Origin of the sequence: Pseudonocardia sp. Ae331_Ps2, assembly GCF_001932405.1 — a bacterium.
GTDB lineage: Bacteria > Actinomycetota > Actinomycetes > Mycobacteriales > Pseudonocardiaceae > Pseudonocardia.
In genome coordinates this window covers 1216596-1233886 of record NZ_MCIM01000001.1, presented here as the reverse complement: position 1 = coordinate 1233886, position 17291 = coordinate 1216596, and the positions used below count along the sequence as shown (strand labels likewise).

The 17291-nt window shown below is 74.0% G+C and carries 13 protein-coding genes; 10 read left to right on the top strand and 3 right to left on the bottom strand.

Annotation, left to right across the window (positions count from 1 at the left end):
* Positions 1-44 precede the first annotated feature (44 nt).
* Positions 45-1556 carry a M28 family peptidase gene (locus Ae331Ps2_RS05755; RefSeq protein ID WP_083695274.1) on the bottom strand — a complete coding sequence of 504 codons (1512 nt, stop codon included), beginning with the start codon at positions 1554-1556 and terminating at the stop codon, positions 45-47.
* Positions 1557-2042: 486 nt separating this feature from the next.
* Between Ae331Ps2_RS05755 and Ae331Ps2_RS05750 the strand changes: the two genes are divergently transcribed.
* Complete coding sequence (locus Ae331Ps2_RS05750) at positions 2043-5384, top strand: error-prone DNA polymerase (RefSeq protein ID WP_075312792.1); 3342 nt, start codon at positions 2043-2045, stop codon at positions 5382-5384.
* Between the two features lie 92 nt (positions 5385-5476).
* Here the strand turns inward: Ae331Ps2_RS05750 and Ae331Ps2_RS05745 are convergent, their stop codons facing one another.
* Positions 5477-6142, bottom strand: coding sequence for a GPR1/FUN34/YaaH family transporter (locus Ae331Ps2_RS05745; protein WP_075310236.1), 666 nt, complete (start codon positions 6140-6142; stop codon positions 5477-5479).
* 229 nt (positions 6143-6371) lie between these two features.
* Between Ae331Ps2_RS05745 and Ae331Ps2_RS05740 the strand changes: the two genes are divergently transcribed.
* Positions 6372-7226 carry a bifunctional methylenetetrahydrofolate dehydrogenase/methenyltetrahydrofolate cyclohydrolase gene (locus Ae331Ps2_RS05740; protein ID WP_075310238.1) on the top strand — a complete coding sequence of 285 codons (855 nt, stop codon included), beginning with the start codon at positions 6372-6374 and terminating at the stop codon, positions 7224-7226.
* Positions 7227-7245: 19 nt separating this feature from the next.
* Positions 7246-7554 carry a DUF3017 domain-containing protein gene (locus tag Ae331Ps2_RS05735; RefSeq protein ID WP_043276732.1) on the top strand — a complete coding sequence of 103 codons (309 nt, stop codon included), beginning with the start codon at positions 7246-7248 and terminating at the stop codon, positions 7552-7554.
* 449 nt (positions 7555-8003) lie between these two features.
* On the opposite strand, the gene Ae331Ps2_RS05730 is transcribed toward Ae331Ps2_RS05735, so the two are convergent.
* The gene (locus Ae331Ps2_RS05730) at positions 8004-10232 is read right to left on the bottom strand and encodes an NADP-dependent isocitrate dehydrogenase (protein WP_075310240.1); all 2229 of its coding nucleotides are present in this window, start codon (positions 10230-10232) and stop codon (positions 8004-8006) included.
* Positions 10233-10490: 258 nt separating this feature from the next.
* Between Ae331Ps2_RS05730 and Ae331Ps2_RS05725 the strand changes: the two genes are divergently transcribed.
* The 7 genes from Ae331Ps2_RS05725 to Ae331Ps2_RS05695 all read left to right on the top strand — a co-directional run bounded on the left by Ae331Ps2_RS05725 (position 10491) and on the right by Ae331Ps2_RS05695 (position 17270).
* Positions 10491-10820 carry a hypothetical protein gene (locus Ae331Ps2_RS05725; protein WP_139318925.1) on the top strand — a complete coding sequence of 110 codons (330 nt, stop codon included), beginning with the start codon at positions 10491-10493 and terminating at the stop codon, positions 10818-10820.
* 43 nt (positions 10821-10863) lie between these two features.
* Positions 10864-11706, top strand: coding sequence for an exodeoxyribonuclease III (locus tag Ae331Ps2_RS05720; RefSeq protein ID WP_075310244.1), 843 nt, complete (start codon positions 10864-10866; stop codon positions 11704-11706).
* Entirely contained in the window at positions 11703-12515 is an 813-nt protein-coding gene (locus Ae331Ps2_RS05715) for a protein kinase (protein WP_075310246.1), read from the top strand. Before Ae331Ps2_RS05720 ends, Ae331Ps2_RS05715 begins: the two co-directional genes overlap by 4 nt.
* A 61-nt stretch (positions 12516-12576) precedes the next feature.
* Entirely contained in the window at positions 12577-13089 is a 513-nt protein-coding gene (locus tag Ae331Ps2_RS05710; RefSeq protein WP_051050060.1) for a YbaK/EbsC family protein, read from the top strand.
* 82 nt (positions 13090-13171) lie between these two features.
* Positions 13172-15841, top strand: a complete 2670-nt coding sequence (locus Ae331Ps2_RS05705; protein ID WP_075310248.1) for a bifunctional FO biosynthesis protein CofGH — start codon at positions 13172-13174, stop codon at positions 15839-15841.
* A 104-nt stretch (positions 15842-15945) separates the two neighbouring features.
* Positions 15946-16161, top strand: a complete 216-nt coding sequence (locus tag Ae331Ps2_RS05700; protein WP_075310250.1) for a hypothetical protein — start codon at positions 15946-15948, stop codon at positions 16159-16161.
* A gap of 197 nt (positions 16162-16358) precedes the next feature.
* The gene (locus Ae331Ps2_RS05695; RefSeq protein WP_139318926.1) at positions 16359-17270 is read left to right on the top strand and encodes a helix-turn-helix domain-containing protein; all 912 of its coding nucleotides are present in this window, start codon (positions 16359-16361) and stop codon (positions 17268-17270) included.
* The last annotated feature ends 21 nt before the right edge of the window (positions 17271-17291 follow it).

The window sequence follows — 17291 nt, the reverse complement described above, 5'->3', positions numbered from 1 at the left end:
ACAGCGCTGCCCACGCGGCCGGAGCGGGGCCCGGCGCGGCCGGGTCAGCGCTGTGGGACCCCGGTGAGGTCGACCGCGAACCGGCCGATCGCCGAGGCCATCGCCGTCACGTTCCGGTCCAACGCGGTCCGGTCGATGTTGGTCAGCCGGTCGCAGGGTGTGTGGTAGCAGGGGTCGTAGGACTGCCCCGCCGTGCCGCCCCACTTCTGCGCCTGCTCCGGGGTCTTCCGCTCCTCGGCGCCGGTGAACAGGCCACCGGCCGGGATGCCGGCATCGATGAACGGGCCGTAGTCCGAGCGCCCGTCGAACGCGGTGCCCTCGGGGCCGTTCACGCCCGCCCCGACCAGCGCCTCGGTCAGGACGCGCTCCGCAGTGTCGGAACCGGGCGGGCCGGCCTCGCCGCCGAGGCCGTCGGAGTTGTCGCCGTCGTAGACGAGGTAGCCGGGGTTCGGCGAGCCGACCATGTCGAAGTTGAGGTACAGCGCGATCCGCGCGCGGTCGGCCTCGGACAGGCCCTCGACGTACTTCGTGGCGCCGACCAGGCCGATCTCCTCGGCGCCCCACCACGCGAAGCGCACCTTCTGACCGACCGGCGGGGAACCGCCGAGCTTCTGCGCGATCTCGAGCAGGGCGGCGCTGCCGCTGCCGTTGTCGTTGATCCCGGCGCCCTCGGGGACGCTGTCGAGGTGGGCCCCGGCGACCACGACCCTGGCCGGGTCACCGGTGGTGGTCTCGGCGATCACGTTCCGCGAGGTCTGCTGCCGGATCGTGGTGTCGAGCACGAGCGAGGCCTGCTGGCCGTCGCGCAGGGCGGCCCCGGCGGACTTCGTCACGGACGCCGTCGGGACGACCCCCGGGGTGTCGCCGAGGGTGGCGGGCAGGGCCGCGTCCTCGGTGTTGATGACGATCACCGCCACCGCACCCGCTGCGCCCGCGAGCCGGGACTTCTGCCCGAACTCGCAGGTCCCACGCTCGACGACGGCGATGGCCCCGGCCGGCATGCCGGTGTAGTCGGCCGCCTCGCAGCCCGGTGTCGGGTCCTGCGGGGTGCGCGGGCGCAGCGACAGCGGCGCGGTCAGCCCGCCGGGCGGGGTGGCGGGGGAGAAACCGAGCACCTCGGTCGTCACGGGGGCGCCGGCCACGGTCAGCCGCGCGTCGCCCGCGGAGAAGGTCCGCACCTCGAACGACGGTGTCGACACCGTGAACCCGCTCGCGCGCAGCGTCCCGACGACGTGGTCGACGGCCGCGTCGTACCCGGGGGTGCCCACGGCGCGGTTGCCGGCGTTCGCGTCGGCGAGCTTCTCGAACTGCTGCAGGTGGGCGTAGGCGCCGTCGCCGCCGAACGCGGCCGCGAGCCGCTGCGGGAGGCCGGGATCGCCCTGTGCGGCGGCCTGGCCCCCGCCGCCGGCAGCGCCGATCGTCGCGGAGCCCGGTGCCGCGGGGACGTCCGCGCAGGCCGCGAGCGCGACGACGGCCACCCCGGCCGCTGCGACCCTGACCAGCCGGTTCCCCAGCCGCGGCCGGTACCGGCCCCCCGTCGTGCTCGCCCGTCCCATGGAGCCACCCCTGTCGTCCGGCCCGGTGCCGGGCCTCGTCCGCGCCGGGTGTCCGGCGCTGCTCGGTGCGTGCGCGGCACCGGTCGGGTGCCGCGGCGTCGGACCAGCATCCGTCATCGGGCGTGGTCGTGCGGTGAACCGACGATCACGACATGGCGTCACGAACACGACGGTACGGCCCGGCGCGACCCGGGCCGCGGTGATCCTCGGTCGATCCACACCGGGGTCTCAGTCGTTCCACAGGTTCGGCTGGTGGACTCGGAGATGTCGGCGGGGCGGTCCACGAACCACCTGCCGGCACCGGATGGGTACGTCCGGGTGGCCCGCGGGCCGGCGCTGGGGAGCGGCCGGTGTGCCGCGCCGGAGCCCGGATCCGCCGTGCGGGGCCGACCGGCGCTGGGGAGCAGCCGGCCGGCCCGCACGGCGACGCCCGTCCGCGGAACCCGGCACTCGACGTTCGAACTCATGTTCGAGTACCGTGCACGGATGGGCTGGCAGAACCCGGACGTCCCCTGGGCGGAGCTGGAGAGCGCGCTGTCGGGCCGGCCCGTGCGCGACGGCGCGAGCCTGCGCGGCGGCCCGGAGGCCGACGGCGGGGACGCCCCCGCCTGGTCCGTCCACCGCGACCCCTACGAGCCGCCCGAGGGCCTGCGCCCGGCAGGGCCCGGCGTCGTGCCGTACGCGGAGCTGCACTGTCATTCGCACTTCAGCTTCCTCGACGGCGCGAGCGCTCCGGAGGAGCTGGTCGAACGCGCCGCCGAACTGGGGCTGGAGGCGGTCGCACTCACCGACCACGACGGCATGTACGGGGTCGTGCGGTTCGCCGAGGCGGCCCGCGCGCTCGGGGTGCGCACGGTGTTCGGAGCCGAGCTGAGCACCGGGCTGACCGCGCCGCAGAACGGCGTCGCCGACCCCGAGGGCGAGCACCTGCTGCTGCTGGCCCGCGGCCCCGACGGGTACCGCGCGCTGTGCCGCACCATCTCCACCGCGCAGATGCGGGGCGGGGAGAAGGGCCGGCCGGTCTACGACCCGGACGAGGTCGTCGCCGACACCGCGGGGAAGGTCGTCGTACTCACCGGCTGTCGCAAGGGCGCGGTGCGCCGGGCCCTGGACCGCTCGGGCCCGGCGGCCGCCGCGGCGGAGCTGGACCGGCTGGTCGCGTGCTTCGGTGCGGAGAACGTGCGGGTCGAGCTGACCGTGTACGGCGAGCCCGGCGACACCGAGCGCAACGACGTGCTGGCCGCGCTGGCCGAGCGGGCCGGGGTCGCGACGGTGGCGACGACCGGTGCGCACTACGCCACCCCCGACCGGGCCCCGCTGGCCGCGACCGTCGCCGCGGTCCGGGCCCGGCGCAGCCTCGACGAGATCGACCCCTGGCTGCCCGCGGCGGGCACCGCGCACCTGCGGTCCGGGCAGGAGATGGCCCTGCGGTTCGACGAGCGCCACCCCGGCGCGGTGGAACGCGCGGCGGAGCTGGGCCGGGAGCTGGCGTTCGAGCTGCACCTGGTGGCGCCGGACCTGCCGCCGTTCGACGTCCCGGCCGGGCACACCGAGACGACGTGGCTGCGGGTGCTGACCGAACGCGGCCGGATGGAGCGTTATGGCAGCTATGACGAGAACCCGTTCGCGGCGTACACCGTGCAGCGCGAGCTGGAGATCATCGAGGCGAAGAACTTCCCCGGCTACTTCCTGATCGTCCACGGCATCGTCGACTTCTGCCGCCGGTCGGACATCTTCTGCCAGGGCCGGGGCTCGGCCACGAACTCGGCGGTCTGCTACGCGCTGGGCATCACCAACGTCGACGCCGTCCGGCACGGGCTGCTGTTCGAGCGGTTCCTGTCCCCGGAGCGCGACGGCTACCCCGACATCGACCTCGACATCGAGTCCGGTCGCCGCGAGGAGGCGATCCAGTACGTCTACCGCCGCTACGGCCGGCTGTTCGCCGCACAGGTCGCGAACGTCATCACCTACCGGCCGCGGTCGGCGATCCGGGACACCGCCCGCGCGCTCGGGTTCTCACCCGGCCAGCAGGACGCCTGGAGCAGACGCGTCGAACGCTGGCACGCCCTGGAGGCGAGCGAGCTCCCGCAGGAGATGCCGCCGCTGCTGCTGGACCTCGCGGGGCAGCTGTTGGGTGCGCCCCGCCACCTGGGCATCCACTCCGGCGGCATGGTCATCTGCGACCGGCCGGTGTCCGAGGTCGTGCCGGTGGAGTGGGCGCGGATGGCCGACCGGACCGTCGTGCAGTGGGACAAGGAGGACTGCGCCGCGGCCGGGCTGGTGAAGTTCGACCTGCTCGGGCTGGGCATGCTCACCGCGCTGCACCTGATGGTGGACCTGGTCGAGACCGTCACCGGCGAGCGGATCGAGCTGCACGAGATCGGCGAGTCCGACCCGGAGGTCTACGCGATGCTGTCGCGCGCCGACTCGGTCGGGGTGTTCCAGGTGGAGTCCCGCGCCCAGATGGCCACCCTGCCGCGGCTGCGCCCACGCAAGTTCTACGACCTGGTCGTCGAGGTCGCGCTGATCCGGCCCGGCCCGATCCAGGGTGGCTCGGTGCACCCCTACATCCGGCGGCGCAACGAGCTCGAGACCTGGGAGCACGACCATCCGCTGCTCAAGCCTGCGTTGCACAAGACGCTGGGCATCCCGCTGTTCCAGGAGCAGATGATGCAGATCGCCGTCGACGTCGCGGGGTTCACCGCGGCCGAGGCCGACGAGCTGCGCCGGGCGATGGGGTCCAAGCGGTCCACCGAGCGGATGGAGCGGCTGCGGGAGCGGTTCTACGACGGGATGGCCGCGAACGGGATCACCGGCGAGCTCGCCGAACGGATCTTCACCAAGATGCTGGCCTTCGCGAACTTCGGGTTCCCGGAGAGCCACTCGATCAGCTTCGCCGCGCTCGTCTACTACTCGGCGTGGTTCAAGCTCTACCACCCGGCGGCGTTCTGTGCGGGCCTGCTCAACGCCCAGCCGATGGGCTTCTACTCGCCGCAGTCGCTGGTGGCCGACGCCCGCAGGCACGGCGTGCGGGTGCACCGGCCGGACGTGAACGCCGGGCGGGCCGACGCCGTCCTCGAGCCCGACGACGACAGCACCGGTGGCCAGGCGGTCCGGCTGGGTCTGGCGGGCGTCCGCACCGTCGGTGCGGACCTCGCCGGGGTCATCGACGCCGAGCGCGACGCGGGCGGGCCGTTCGCGGACCTGCCCGACCTGGCCCGCCGGGTCCGGCTGACCGGCCCGCAGGCCGAGGCGCTGGCGACGGCCGGCGCGTTCGGCTGCTTCGGGGTGGAGCGGCGGGAGGCGCTGTGGGCGGCGGGCGTCGTCGCGGGCGTGCGGCCCGAGCACCTGCCGGGCACCGCCGCCGGATTCGACGCGCCGGCGCTGCCGGGGATGACCGAGGCGGAGCTGACCGTCTCCGACGTCTGGGCCACCGGCGTCTCCCCGGACAGCCACCCGGTGCAGCACCTGCGCGCGGACCTCGACGCGCTCGGTGCGGTCCGGATCGACCGGCTCGACGAGGTGGGCCGCCGCGCCGGCCCGGACACCCCGGCCCGGGTGCTGGTCGGGGGACTGGTCACCCACCGCCAGCGCCCGGCGACGGCGGGCGGGGTGACGTTCGTGAACCTCGAGGACGAGTCCGGGATGCTGAACGTGACCTGCTCGGAGGGACTGTGGGCGCGCTACCGGTCGGTGGCGCTGGGGAGTGCCGCGCTGCTGGTCCGGGGCCGGCTCGAACGCAGCCCGGAGGGCGTGCTGAACCTGCTGGCCGACCGACTGCAGCGGATGCCGCTGGCGGTGAAGGTGGCGTCCCGGGACTTCCGCTGACCGTCCTGCCCGCGGCCGACACCGGGACCGGGCGGCACACCGCGGGCCCCGCCGGAGGAACCGGCGGGGCCCGCGGGTGGGCCGCGACGGGGTCAGGACCTGACGAGCGGTCCGCCCATCGACATCGCGCGTCCGCCCAGGGTCTGGCCGAACGCGTCGAACAGGATGTAGGCGAACACGAGGCAGAACGCGAACGTCGCGATCCCGGCGATCGGGAACAAGCTCGCGTTGCCCGCGGTCACGCCGATGTAGGCCAGTACGAAGGTGATGTCGACGAGCACGAAGCCGATCGTGAACATCAGCGGCAGCCGCAGCGTCGCCAGAGTCAGCAGGACGAACACCAGGGTGAAGGAGAGCAGGTAGGTCGACTGGATCGACCCCACCTGCTCGGTGGACAGCGCCTGCCCGGTCCCGGCGTCGATGATCCAGCCGTTGTTCAGCGCCATGAGCAGCACGCCGAAGCTGGTCCAGAACGCGGAGAAGACGGCGAAGATCGCGGCGGTGACGCTGTCCCCGACGCGCAGCGCGGCCATGGCCGACAGCAACAGGAACAGGCCCGCCGAGAAGGTCAGGATCGGGATCATGCCGCCGGGCAGCGCGGTGGTGTCCAGATAGCCCACGAACCACAGGCCCAGCGTGATGCCGGACGGCAGGAAGCAGATGAGACCCATCAGGGCCGGGTTGCCTGCCGGGGCGGCTGCTGCCGGGGCGGGCGGGGCAGCAGCCTGTGCTCCCGCGGTGTCGCTCTCCACGCTCATGGAAAACTCCTCGTCGAGTTCATGACCGGCCGTGCACCGGTGGTGTGATTCTCCTCTCATGGAGATCGTTCATCGCCCCTCCGTACGGCCAGACCCCGGCCTGTGCCCCGGTTGCACGCGATCGGACCGTCGTCGCAGGTCGCTGGGGCGGCGTCCCCTACCCGCCCGGCACGCGGGCGTCCTCCGGTCAGGTTCGACCGGCCCGGGCGCTGCCTGAGAGGATGCCCGGGTGAGCGCACGCGTGATGGACGGCAAGGCGACGTTGGCGGAGCTGCTCGACGACCTGCGGGGCCGTGTCGAGAAGCTGACCGCCGCCGGGGTGACCCCCGGCCTGGGCACGGTGCTGGTCGGTGACGACCCCGGGTCACACGCCTACGTGCGCGGCAAGCACCGCGACTGCGCCAAGGTCGGGATCACCTCGCTGCAGCGTGAGCTCCCCGCCGACGCGAGCCAGACGCAGGTCGAGGACACGATCGACGAGCTGAACGCCGACCCGACCTGCACGGGCTTCATCGTGCAGCTCCCGCTCCCGGGCGGCCTCGACGCCGGCGCCGCGCTGGAGCGGGTCGACCCGGGCAAGGACGCCGACGGCCTGCACCCGACGAACCTGGGCCGGCTGGTCCTCGGCGAGCCGGGACCGCTGCCGTGCACCCCGCGCGGCATCGTCGAGCTGTGCCGCCGGTTCGGTGTCGAGCTGGACGGGGCGCGGGTCGTCGTGGTGGGTCGCGGCGTGACCGTCGGCCGCCCGCTGGGGCTGCTGCTGACCCGCCGCTCGGAGAACGCGACCGTCACCCTATGCCACACCGGCACCCGGGATCTGACGGCGCACCTGCGGGAGGCCGACGTCGTCGTCGCCGCCGCGGGGAGGGCCGGGCTCATCACCGCCGACCAGATCAAGCCGGGCGCCGCGGTGCTCGACGTCGGGGTGACCCGGACCGACCTGGGTCTGGTCGGTGACGTGGCCCCCGAGGTCGCCGAGGTCGCCGGACTGCTGGCGCCGATGCCGGGTGGTGTGGGGCCGATGACCCGAGGAATGCTGCTGACGAACGTCGTCGAGGCCGCCGAGCGGAGCTTGTCGGAGTGACGGACAGCAGGGGGCAGTGATGGTGGAGACCCGCTCCGGGCACGGTCTGCGGGCCCGGCTGCGGGCGCACTGGCCGCTGCTCGTCGTCCTCGGGGTGTCCCTGGTCGGTCTGCAGCGGGTGGTGACCGAGCACTGGCGCGAGGGGTCCGCGGCGTTGGCGGTGGCGATGCTGGTCGCCGCGGGGCTGCGGGTGGCGCTGCCGCCGGACCGGGTCGGGCTGCTCGCGATCCGCGGCCGCTACGCCGACGCGCTGGTGTACGGCGGGTTCGGCGTCGTCGTCCTGCTGCTCGCGCTGACGATCACGCAGGGCTCGCTGACGATCAGCTGACCCCGCCCCGGTCCGGGCCGGGTTCAGCTCCGGCTGCCGCCGGTCGTCTCGGGCCCGGCGGGACGCCTGGTGGGTGGCCGGCGTGGGCCGGCGGGGCGCTTGCTGCCCGGACGGCCGGGGCCGGTGCTCGTCGCCCGCGGTACTCGCACCGGAGCGCCCGACGGGGCGGGGGAGCGCGGCCCGGTCGGGCTGGTGCGGGGCAGGGCGATGATGATCATAGCTAACGTAATTGTACCGGCGAGTACGGTCGGACCGTGACCGGGGTTGCGCCGGACGGGTCAGTGACGTCGCCCACGGCGTCGCTCATGATCACTCGATGATCGCAACGATCACCCTCCGGCCACCCGGACGGCGGTGTGGTGTCGCGAACGGGTCCACGGATGGTGGTCGTCCCGACACGGCGACGGCCCGCCCTCCCGGTAGCGGGGGACGGGCCGTCGCCGGTGGGGCTACTTGCCGGCGAAGGCGTCGATCGCCGCGTTGAACGTGGCGCTCGGCCGCATGATCGCGTCGGTCTTCGCGCGGTCGACGTAGTAGTAGCCGCCCAGGTCGACCGGGTCGCCCTGGACCGCGTTCAGCTCACCGACGATCGTGTCCTCGGCGGCGGCGAGCTTCTCGGCGAGCGGGGCGAAGATCGCGGCCAGCTCGGTGTCCTCGGTCTGCGCGGCGAGGGCCTGCGCCCAGTACAGCGCGATGTAGAAGTGGCTGCCGCGGTTGTCGAGCTCCCCGACCTTGCGCGACGGCGACTTCCCGTTCTCCAGCAGCCTGCCGGTGGCCTCGTCGAGGGTCTGGCCGAGCAGCTTCGCCCGCAGCGGCTCCTCGGTCTTCGACGCCAGCATCTCCAGCGAGACGGCCAGCGCGAGGAACTCGCCGAGGGAGTCCCACCGCAGGTGGTTCTCCTTCTGCAGCTGCTGCACGTGCTTCGGCGCGGACCCACCGGCGCCGGTCTCGAACAGGCCGCCGCCGTTCATCAGCGGGACGATCGACAGCATCTTCGCCGACGTGCCCAGCTCCATGATCGGGAACAGGTCGGTGAGGTAGTCGCGCAGCACGTTGCCGGTGACCGAGATGGTGTCCTCGCCCTTGCGGGTCCGCTCCAGGGTGTAGCGGGTGGCCTCGGCGATCGGGAGGATCTCGATGGTCAGGCCGTCGGTGTCGTGCTCGCCCAGGTACTTCTCGACCTTCGCGATCAGCTGCGCGTCGTGGGCGCGCGCGGAGTCCAGCCAGAAGACGGCGGGGGAGCCGGTGGCCCGGGCCCGCTCGACGGCCAGCCCGACCCAGTTGCGGATCGGGGCGTCCTTGGTCTGGCAGCCGCGCCAGATGTCACCCTCGCCGACCTCGTGCGACAGCTTCTCCTCGCCCGTGGCCGCGTCGACGACGCGCACGGTGCCGGCGGAGGCGATCTCGAAGGTCTTGTCGTGGCTGCCGTACTCCTCGGCCTTCTGCGCCATCAGGCCGACGTTCGGGACGGTGCCCATCGTCGTCGGGTCGAAGGCGCCGTTGGCCTGGCAGTGCTTGACGGTCTCGTCGTAGAGCGGGGCGTAGGACGAGTCCGGGATGACGAACTTGGTGTCCTGCAGGGCGTCGTCGGCGTTCCACATCTTCCCGGAGGAGCGGATGGCGGCCGGCATCGAGGCGTCGATGATGACGTCGCTGGGGACGTGCAGGTTGGTGATGCCGCGCGAGGAGTCGACCTGGGCCAGGGCCGGGCCGGTCTCGTAGGCGGTGGTGATGGCCTTCTCGATCGCCTCGCGCTTGTCGGCGGGCAGCTTCTCCAGCGCGGTCAGGATCGAGGCGAGACCGTCGTCGGGGTCGGCGCCGACGGAGGCGAGGTCGTCGCCGTAGGAGTCGAAGACGTCGGCGAAGTAGGCGCGGACGGCGTGCCCGAAGATGATCGGGTCGGAGACCTTCATCATCGTGGCCTTGAGGTGCACCGAGAACAGCACGCCCTTGGCCTTGGCGTCGGCGACCTGCTCGGCGAGGAAGGCCCGCAGTGCCTCGCGACGCATGACGGCGCCGTCGAACACCTCGCCGTCCAGCAGCGCGATCTTCTCCTTCAGCACCGTGACGGTGCCGTCGGCGGCGACGTGCTCGATGCGGACCGCGCCGTCACCGGCGGCGGTGAACGAGGTCTCGGAGTGGCGGAAGTCGCCCTCGTCCATGGTGGCGACGTGGCTGGTGGAGTCGGGGCTCCACGCGCCCATCGAGTGCGGGTGCTTGCGGGCGAAGTTCTTCACCGACAGCGGGGCGCGGCGGTCGGAGTTGCCCTCGCGCAGCACCGGGTTGACCGCGGAGCCCTTGACCGAGTCGTAGGCGGCGCGGGCCGCCTTCTCCTGCTCGGTCTGCGGGTTCTCCGGGTAGTCCGGTACGTCGTAGCCGGCACCCTGCAGCTCGGTGATGGCCGCCTTGAGCTGCGGGATCGACGCCGAGATGTTCGGCAGCTTGATGATGTTGGCGTCCGGGGTCTTCGCCAGCTCGCCCAGCTCGGCCAGCGAGTCCGGGACGCGCTGGGCCTCGGTCAGCCGGTCCGGGAACTTCGCCAGGATCCGGGCGGCGAGGGAGATGTCGCGGGTCTCCACGTCGACCCCGGCCTGTCCGGCGAACGCCTCGATGACCGGCAGGAAGGAGTGGGTCGCCAGCGCCGGCGCCTCGTCGGTGTACGTGTAGGTGAGCTTCATCGCGTCCTCAGGCCTGCCTCGGCTCGTCGTGTGTGCTGCCGTGTCCAGCGAGCGGGCCGCGACGGCGCCGGCGGACGGGCCCGGGACGACCGGGCGGGTCCCCGGCGCGGCGACCCGCTGACTGGGCCACACGCTATCTGTTCACCGGCTCCGCACGCCCGTAGGAGTAACCGGCCCGACACCCCCGTGATGGTCGAGCCCGTGGCCGCGGACCGGCTACCGTGGTCGGCGGCAGCGTCCGACGGGAGGGGAACCACGGTGGCGAAGGTCTTCGGGCTCACCCGGAAGTCCCTCCTGAGGGGCTGGCCGCTGGTGGGGCTCATCGGTGTCGGCCTGACGGCCGTCGCACTCGCCTACGGCGGTGTCACGGGCGATCTGGAGACGACCGGCTGCCGTGTCGTCGTGCAGGGCGAGCAGGTCACGGTGCGCGCGGCCCCCGGCAACTCGGCGGCACCGGTCCGCACGCTGCCGGTCGGCACCGAGGTCGCGGCCGAGACGATCGTCGACGGCGGCTTCCGCAAGCTCACCGAGCAGAACCAGTGGGTCCCGGTGGACTCCGTCGCCGCGACCCCGGGCAGCCGGTGCTGAACCCGTCGCGCAGCGTGATCATGGGTGCGGCACAGTAGACGGCGTGAACGCCCTCGCCACGGTCAACGTCAACGGGGTCCGTGCCGCCACCACCAAGGGGCTGCTGGAGTGGCTGGCCGCGACCGACGCGCGGGCGGTCTGCCTGCAGGAGGTCCGGGCCCTGCCCGACGAGCTGCCGGCCGCCTTCCTGGCCGCGCTCGACGCGGGCGGCTGGCACCTGCGGCTGGCGCCCTCGCTGACGGCGAAGGGGCGCAACGGCGTCGCCGTGCTGAGCCGTGACGAGCCGGAGGCCGTACGGATCGGTCTCCCGAGCGGAGCCCGCGGAGCGAGCAACAGCACCGACCCTGCGACCGACCTCGACGGCCGCTATCTCGAGGTGGACCTGCCGGGTGGGCTCACCGTGGCCTCGCTGTACCTGCCCAAGGGTGAGGCGGGCACACCGAAGCAGGACGCCAAGGACGCGTTCTGCGCCGCGTTCGGCGACCACCTGCGCACCGCGTTCGACCGGTGCGCCGCGACCGGCCGGGAGATGGTCGTCGGCGGGGACTGGAACATCGCGCCCACCGAGCTGGACCTGCGCAACTGGCGCGGGAACCGGCGCAACTCCGGTTTCCTGCCGCACGAGCGGGAGTGGTTCGCGAAGCTGCTCGAACACGGCTGGCGCGACGTGGTGCGCGAACGGCACCCGGGCGTCGACGGGCCGTACTCGTGGTGGAGCTACCGCGGGCGGGCCTTCGACAACGACACCGGGTGGCGGATCGACCACCTGCTCACCACGCCCGGGCTCGCCGACGCGGCGTACGAGGCCGTCGTGGACCGGGCACCCGCGCACGACCGGCGCTTCTCCGACCACGCCCCCGTCGTCGTCCGGCTGGGGGCCGTGTGATCGCCGGACGGATGGTCGGCGGCCGCTACCTGCTGCTCGACGAGCTGGGCCGCCGCGGCTTCGGGCCGACCCACCGCGCCGAGGACCGCATCACCGGCCGCACCGTCGCCGTCACCGAGATCGCGCTGCCCCCGGTCGCGGGGGTCCGGGAGCGGCTGCTGACCGAGGTCCGGGCGGCCGGACGGCTGCGGCACCCGTCGGTCGTCGGGGTGCTGGACCTGGTCACCGACCGGTCCTCGGCCGGGGACATGCGCGAGTACCTGGTCACCGAGCACCCGGACGCACGGCCGCTGGGCGCGGTCGTCGAGGCGGAGCCGCCGTCGCCCCGGCAGGTCGTGCTGGTCGGGCGGGACGTGCTGGCCGCGCTGCGGGCGGTGCACGCCGACGGCGGCACCCACGGCGGGCTCGACGCCGACGCGGTGCTGATCACCGCGGAGGGCCGCGCCCTGCTCACCGACGTCGGTCTCGCCCGCGCGGTCGGCCCGCGCCCCGGCGGGACCGGTGCGCCCGCCGCTCCCGAGGGCGCCGACACCCCGGCCGCGGACCTGTGGTGTCTCGGCGTCGTCCTGCGCGAGGCGGTGGGCCCGCGCCCGCCGGCGGGCAGCGCGCTCGCGACGGTCCTGGACGGCCTCACCGCCGACGACCCGGCCGACCGCCCGACCCACGACCGGGCCGCCGAGCTGTTCGAACGCGGTGCCCGGCCCCGGTCCCAGGGTGGGGACCTCGGCCGCAACCGCTGGATCCTGCTGGGCGTGGCCGGGGTGCTGGCCGTGGTCGTCGTCGTGTTGCTGGTCCTCGCCGTCCTCTGAGGAACCGCTGACGAGGAACCTCCGGGGAACCCGGCAGCGGCCGCGGCGCGGTGCGGGCAGGATGTCCCGGGTGAGCCCGAGCGTCGAACACCCCGCCGACCACCCCCGCGTCGCCGCCGTGAAGGAGGCGCTGCGCCGGGCCGGTGCCGATCCCGCGTCGATCGCGGGCCTGGTGCTGTTGCCCGACGCGGTGACCACCGCCGCCGCGGCGGCCGCCGCGCTGGAGGTCGAGGTCGGCCAGATCGCGAACTCGCTGGTCTTCGACGCCGACGGCGCCCCGCTGCTCGTCCTCACCTCCGGCGCGCACCGGGTGGACACCGACCGGGTCGCGGCCCTGGTCGGCGCGCAGCGGGTCGGACGGGCGTCGAAGGAGTTCGTGCGTGAGGCCACCGGGCAGGTCATCGGCGGGGTCGCCCCCGTCGGGCACCCGGCGCCGGTCCGCACCCTGGTCGACGTCGCGCTGGGCGGGTTCGACCGGGTCTGGGCGGCGGGCGGGGTGGCCCGCTCGGTGTTCCCGACGACGTTCGACGAGCTCGTCGCCGTCACCGGCGGCACGCCCGCCGAGGTCGCCTGAGCCCTATTCCCGTACCGGGCGTGATCCATCGCCGGGAAACGGACGGTCGCTGCGGTGTTCCGCGAAACCTAGTGTGGGTGGCATGGCCGATACTCCTGCCGCCCCCGTCCCGGCCGAGGCCGTCCCGCCGGTACCCCTCCCGACCGAGGCCGTCCCGCCGGTACCCCTCCCGACCCCCGCGCCCGCCGAGCCGGTCCCCTCGGACTCCGCGTTCCGCCGGGCCCTGCGCCGGGTCCGCGACGGGTCGACCCTCGACGTCACCGAGGCCGCGGTGCTGCTCGCCGCCCGCGGTGAGCACCTGGAGGAGCTGCTCGGCCACGCCGGCCGGGTCCGCGACGCCGGACTCGTCGAGGAGGGCCGCCCCGGCGTCGTCACCTACTCCCGCAACGTCTTCATCCCGCTGACCCGGCTCTGTCGCGACCGCTGCCACTACTGCACGTTCGCGACCGTCCCGCACAGGCTCGAGGACATGTACCTGGAGCGCGACGAGGTCGTCGAGATCGCCCGTCAGGGCGCCGCGCAGGGCTGCAAGGAGGCCCTGTTCACCCTCGGCGACCGCCCCGAGGACCGCTGGCCGCAGGCTCGTGAGTGGCTCGAGGCGCGGGGCTACGACTCGACGCTGGACTACGTCCGGGCGTGCGCGATCGCCGTCCTGGAGGAGACCGGGCTGCTGCCGCACCTCAACCCGGGCGTCATGAGCTGGGAGGAGCTGACCCGGCTCAAGCCGGTCGCGGCCAGCATGGGGATGATGCTGGAGACGACCTCGCAGCGGCTGTTCGAGAAGGGCGGCCCGCACTTCGGCAGCCCCGACAAGGAGCCCGCGGTCCGGCTGCGCGCCCTCACCGACGCCGGCCGCGTCGGCGTCCCGTTCACCACCGGCATCCTGATCGGCATCGGGGAGAACCGCACCGAGCGGGCCGAGTCGCTGTTCGCGATCCGCTCGGCGGCCCGCGCGCACGGGCACGTGCAGGAGGTGATCGTCCAGAACTTCCGGGCGAAGCCGGACACCGCGATGGCGAACGACCCCGACGCCGACCTGCACGACCTCGCCGCGACGATCGCCGTCGCCCGGCTGGTGCTCGGCCCGAAGGTGCGGCTGCAGGCCCCGCCGAACCTCGTCGGCGACGAGCAGGCGCTGATGCTGCGCGCCGGGATCGACGACTGGGGCGGTGTCTCCCCGGTGACGGTGGACCACGTGTCCCCGGAGATGCCGTGGCCGGCCGTCGACGAGCTGGCCGCGATCACCGCGGCCGAGGGCTTCACGCTGCGGGAGCGGCTCACCGCCTACCCGAAGTACGTGCGGGCCGGGTCGCCGTGGATCGACGCGCGGCTGCACGGCCACGTCGCCGCGCTGTCCGGACCGGACGGGCTCGCCCGGCCCGACGCCGTCGTGGAGGGGCGGGCGTGGCAGGAGCCCGACGGCGGGTTCGCCTCGACCGGGCGCACCGACCTGAACTCCACGATCGACACCACCGGGCGCACCGAGGACCGACGCAGCGACTTCGGTGACGTCTACGGCGACTGGAACGAGGTGGCCGCCGAGCTGGAGCACCAGCGCGCCGGGCACGGGGCGGCGCCGGAGCGGCTCGACTCCGACGTCCGGGCCGGGCTGGACCTGGCCGCGTCCGACCCGGCTGCGCTGCTCGACCCGGCGCACGCCGACGCGGCGATGGCCGTGCTGACCGCCGACGGGCCCGCGCTGCGCACCCTGCTCGACCTCGCCGACGACGTGCGCCGGCAGGTCAACGGGGACGACGTCACCTACGTGGTCAACCGGAACATCAACTTCTCGAACGTCTGCTACGTCGGCTGCCGGTTCTGCGCCTTCGCCCAGCGCGAGCGCGACGCCGACGCCTTCCGGCTCTCGCTCGACGAGGTCGCCCAGCGCGCCGCCGAGGCCGCCCGCGACGGCGCCACCGAGGTCTGTGTGCAGGGCGGCATCGACCCCCAGCTGCCGGTGTCGTTCTACGCCGACCTGGTCCGCGCGGTCACCGCGGCCGTGCCCGGGATGCACGTGCACGCGTTCTCCCCGATGGAGATCGTCTCCGCCGCCGCGAAGGCCGGCGTGTCGATCCGGGAGTGGCTGACCGAGCTGAAGGCCGCCGGGCTCGGCTCGATCCCGGGCACCGCCGCCGAGATCCTCGACGACGAGGTCCGCTGGGTCCTGACCAAGGGCAAGCTGCCGGCGTCGCAGTGGATCGAGGTCGTCTCGACCGCACACGAGCTGGGGATCCCGAGCAGCTCGACGATGATGTACGGCCACGTCGACGAGCCCCGGCACTGGCTCGGGCACCTGCGCACCCTGGCGTCGATCCAGGACCGCACCGGAGGGTTCACCGAGTTCGTGCCGCTGCCGTTCGTGCACCACAACGCCCCGATCTACCTGGCCGGAATCGCCCGACCGGGTCCGACGGAGCGCGACAACCGGGCGGTGCACGCGTTCGCCCGGCTCGCGCTGCACGGACGGATCGACCACGTCCAGTGCTCCTGGGTGAAGCTCGGCGACGACCTCGCCGCGGACATCCTGGCCGGGGGCGCCGAGGACATGGGCGGCACGCTGATGGAGGAGACGATCTCCCGGATGGCCGGCTCGGAGAACGGCTCCGAGCGCTCGGTCGCCGAGCTCACCGCGATCGCCGCGGCGGCCGGTCGCCCGGTCCGGCAGCGGACGACGACCTACCGCGGCGAGCCCCGCGTGCTCACCCCGGCGTCGGGCGACGGGCCGCGGATGCTGCCGCTGACCCCGGCCTGACCCCGGCCTGACTCCGGCCCGGGCCTGGTTCGAGCCCGGCCGGTCCCGCGTCGCCCTCGGCCGCGTGGGACCGGCCCGGCCGCCGATCGCCGTACGGTGGCGGCATGGGTGTGCTCGGAGAGATGTTCCCGCGGAAGCGGATGCACGAGGACTCGGACGCCGCGCAGGGCGGGCAGCAGTGGCGGCTGGGCCCGATCGACCTCGACAAGGGCGTCGTGAGCGTCGAGGCGGTGACGGCCGAGGCGGTGGGGGACGAGGCCGCCCCGCAGCCCGAGGAGCCGGAGCGGGAGAACGGCCGGGGGAGCCGGGAGAACGGGTGACGTGCTGACCGGGACGACGCCCCGCAGCTGACGCAGCCCCCTCACCGCGCTGCCGCAGGACGTCCGCCCCGGCCGGTGGGCCGACCCCCCGGATCCGGCCCACCCCGCCGACGGTCACACACCCGGGTGCGACTTCGATCGGCAGAGTGAGACAACGGTACGATCTTGCGCAGTCCGGGGTCAAGGGAGGCGAGCGGGTGCGGCCGCAGCAGCTGGGCGCCGTCGGGCGCGGTCTCGGCCTGCTCGCCGACACCTGGACGCTGCTGATCCTCCAGCGTGCGTTCCTCGGGGTCAGCCGGTACGCGGGGTGGCGGGAGACCCTCAACATCTCCGACGCGACGTTGTCGGCGCGGCTGCGCGGGCTCGTCGAGGCGGGCCTGCTCGAGACCTGCAGCTACGCCGACGGCGGCCGTGAGCGCCGCGGCTACGTCCTCACCGAGCGCGGCGGGGACATCTGGAAGCTGCTGATCTGCACCTGGGACTGGGAGAAGACCTGGGTCCCGCGCGAGGTCCCGCTGCCCGAGATCGTGCACCGCGACTGCGGGCGCCCCACCCGGGTGCGGGTGTGCTGCGCTACCTGCGGCGGCGAGGTCGGCCCGCGGGACACCGAGGTCGAGCGCGAGCCGTGGGCACCGGGACTGGATGTGCTGGCCCGCCGGCACCCGCGGCGCACCCGCGGCACGCTGCCCGCCGACCCGCTCTCCTTCCTCCCCGGCGCCATGGAGATCATCGGCGACCGGTGGGGCGCCGCGGTCATCGGCGCCGCACTCACCGGCGTCCGGGCGTTCAGCTGCTTCGCCCACGAGCTGGCGATCTCCCCGGAGGTGCTGTCGGACCGGTTGCGCCGCTTCGTCGGGCTCGGGGTGCTCAGCCGCAGCGGCGACGGCGAGTACCGCCTCACCGACAAGGGACGCGCCTGCTTCCCGATCCACGCCTGCCTGGTCGAGTGGTCGCACCGCTGGTGCGGCGCGGACGGCGCCCCGATCGACTTCACGATCCGCCACCGGGCCTGCGGGCAGCCGCTCCGTGTGCGGCTGGACTGCGAGCAGTGCGGGCGGGCGTTCGCCAGGGACTCGGTGTCCCCGGTGTCCCCGGTGCGCCCGAGATGACCGACGGTAGGGAACGATGGC

What these genes read in the sequence shown, in the direction of transcription:
- Ae331Ps2_RS05755 (WP_083695274.1), bottom strand. Translation starts at nt 1,556, where the DNA reads ATGGGACGGGCGAGCACGACGGGGGGCCGGTACCGGCCGCGGCTGGGG.
- Ae331Ps2_RS05750 (WP_075312792.1), top strand. Translation starts at nt 2,043, where the DNA reads ATGGGCTGGCAGAACCCGGACGTCCCCTGGGCGGAGCTGGAGAGCGCG.
- Ae331Ps2_RS05745 (WP_075310236.1), bottom strand. Translation starts at nt 6,142, where the DNA reads ATGAGCGTGGAGAGCGACACCGCGGGAGCACAGGCTGCTGCCCCGCCC.
- Ae331Ps2_RS05735 (WP_043276732.1), top strand. Translation starts at nt 7,246, where the DNA reads ATGGTGGAGACCCGCTCCGGGCACGGTCTGCGGGCCCGGCTGCGGGCG.
- Ae331Ps2_RS05730 (WP_075310240.1), bottom strand. Translation starts at nt 10,232, where the DNA reads ATGAAGCTCACCTACACGTACACCGACGAGGCGCCGGCGCTGGCGACC.
- Ae331Ps2_RS05710 (WP_051050060.1), top strand. Translation starts at nt 12,577, where the DNA reads ATGTCCCGGGTGAGCCCGAGCGTCGAACACCCCGCCGACCACCCCCGC.
- Ae331Ps2_RS05705 (WP_075310248.1), top strand. Translation starts at nt 13,172, where the DNA reads ATGGCCGATACTCCTGCCGCCCCCGTCCCGGCCGAGGCCGTCCCGCCG.
- Ae331Ps2_RS05700 (WP_075310250.1), top strand. Translation starts at nt 15,946, where the DNA reads ATGGGTGTGCTCGGAGAGATGTTCCCGCGGAAGCGGATGCACGAGGAC.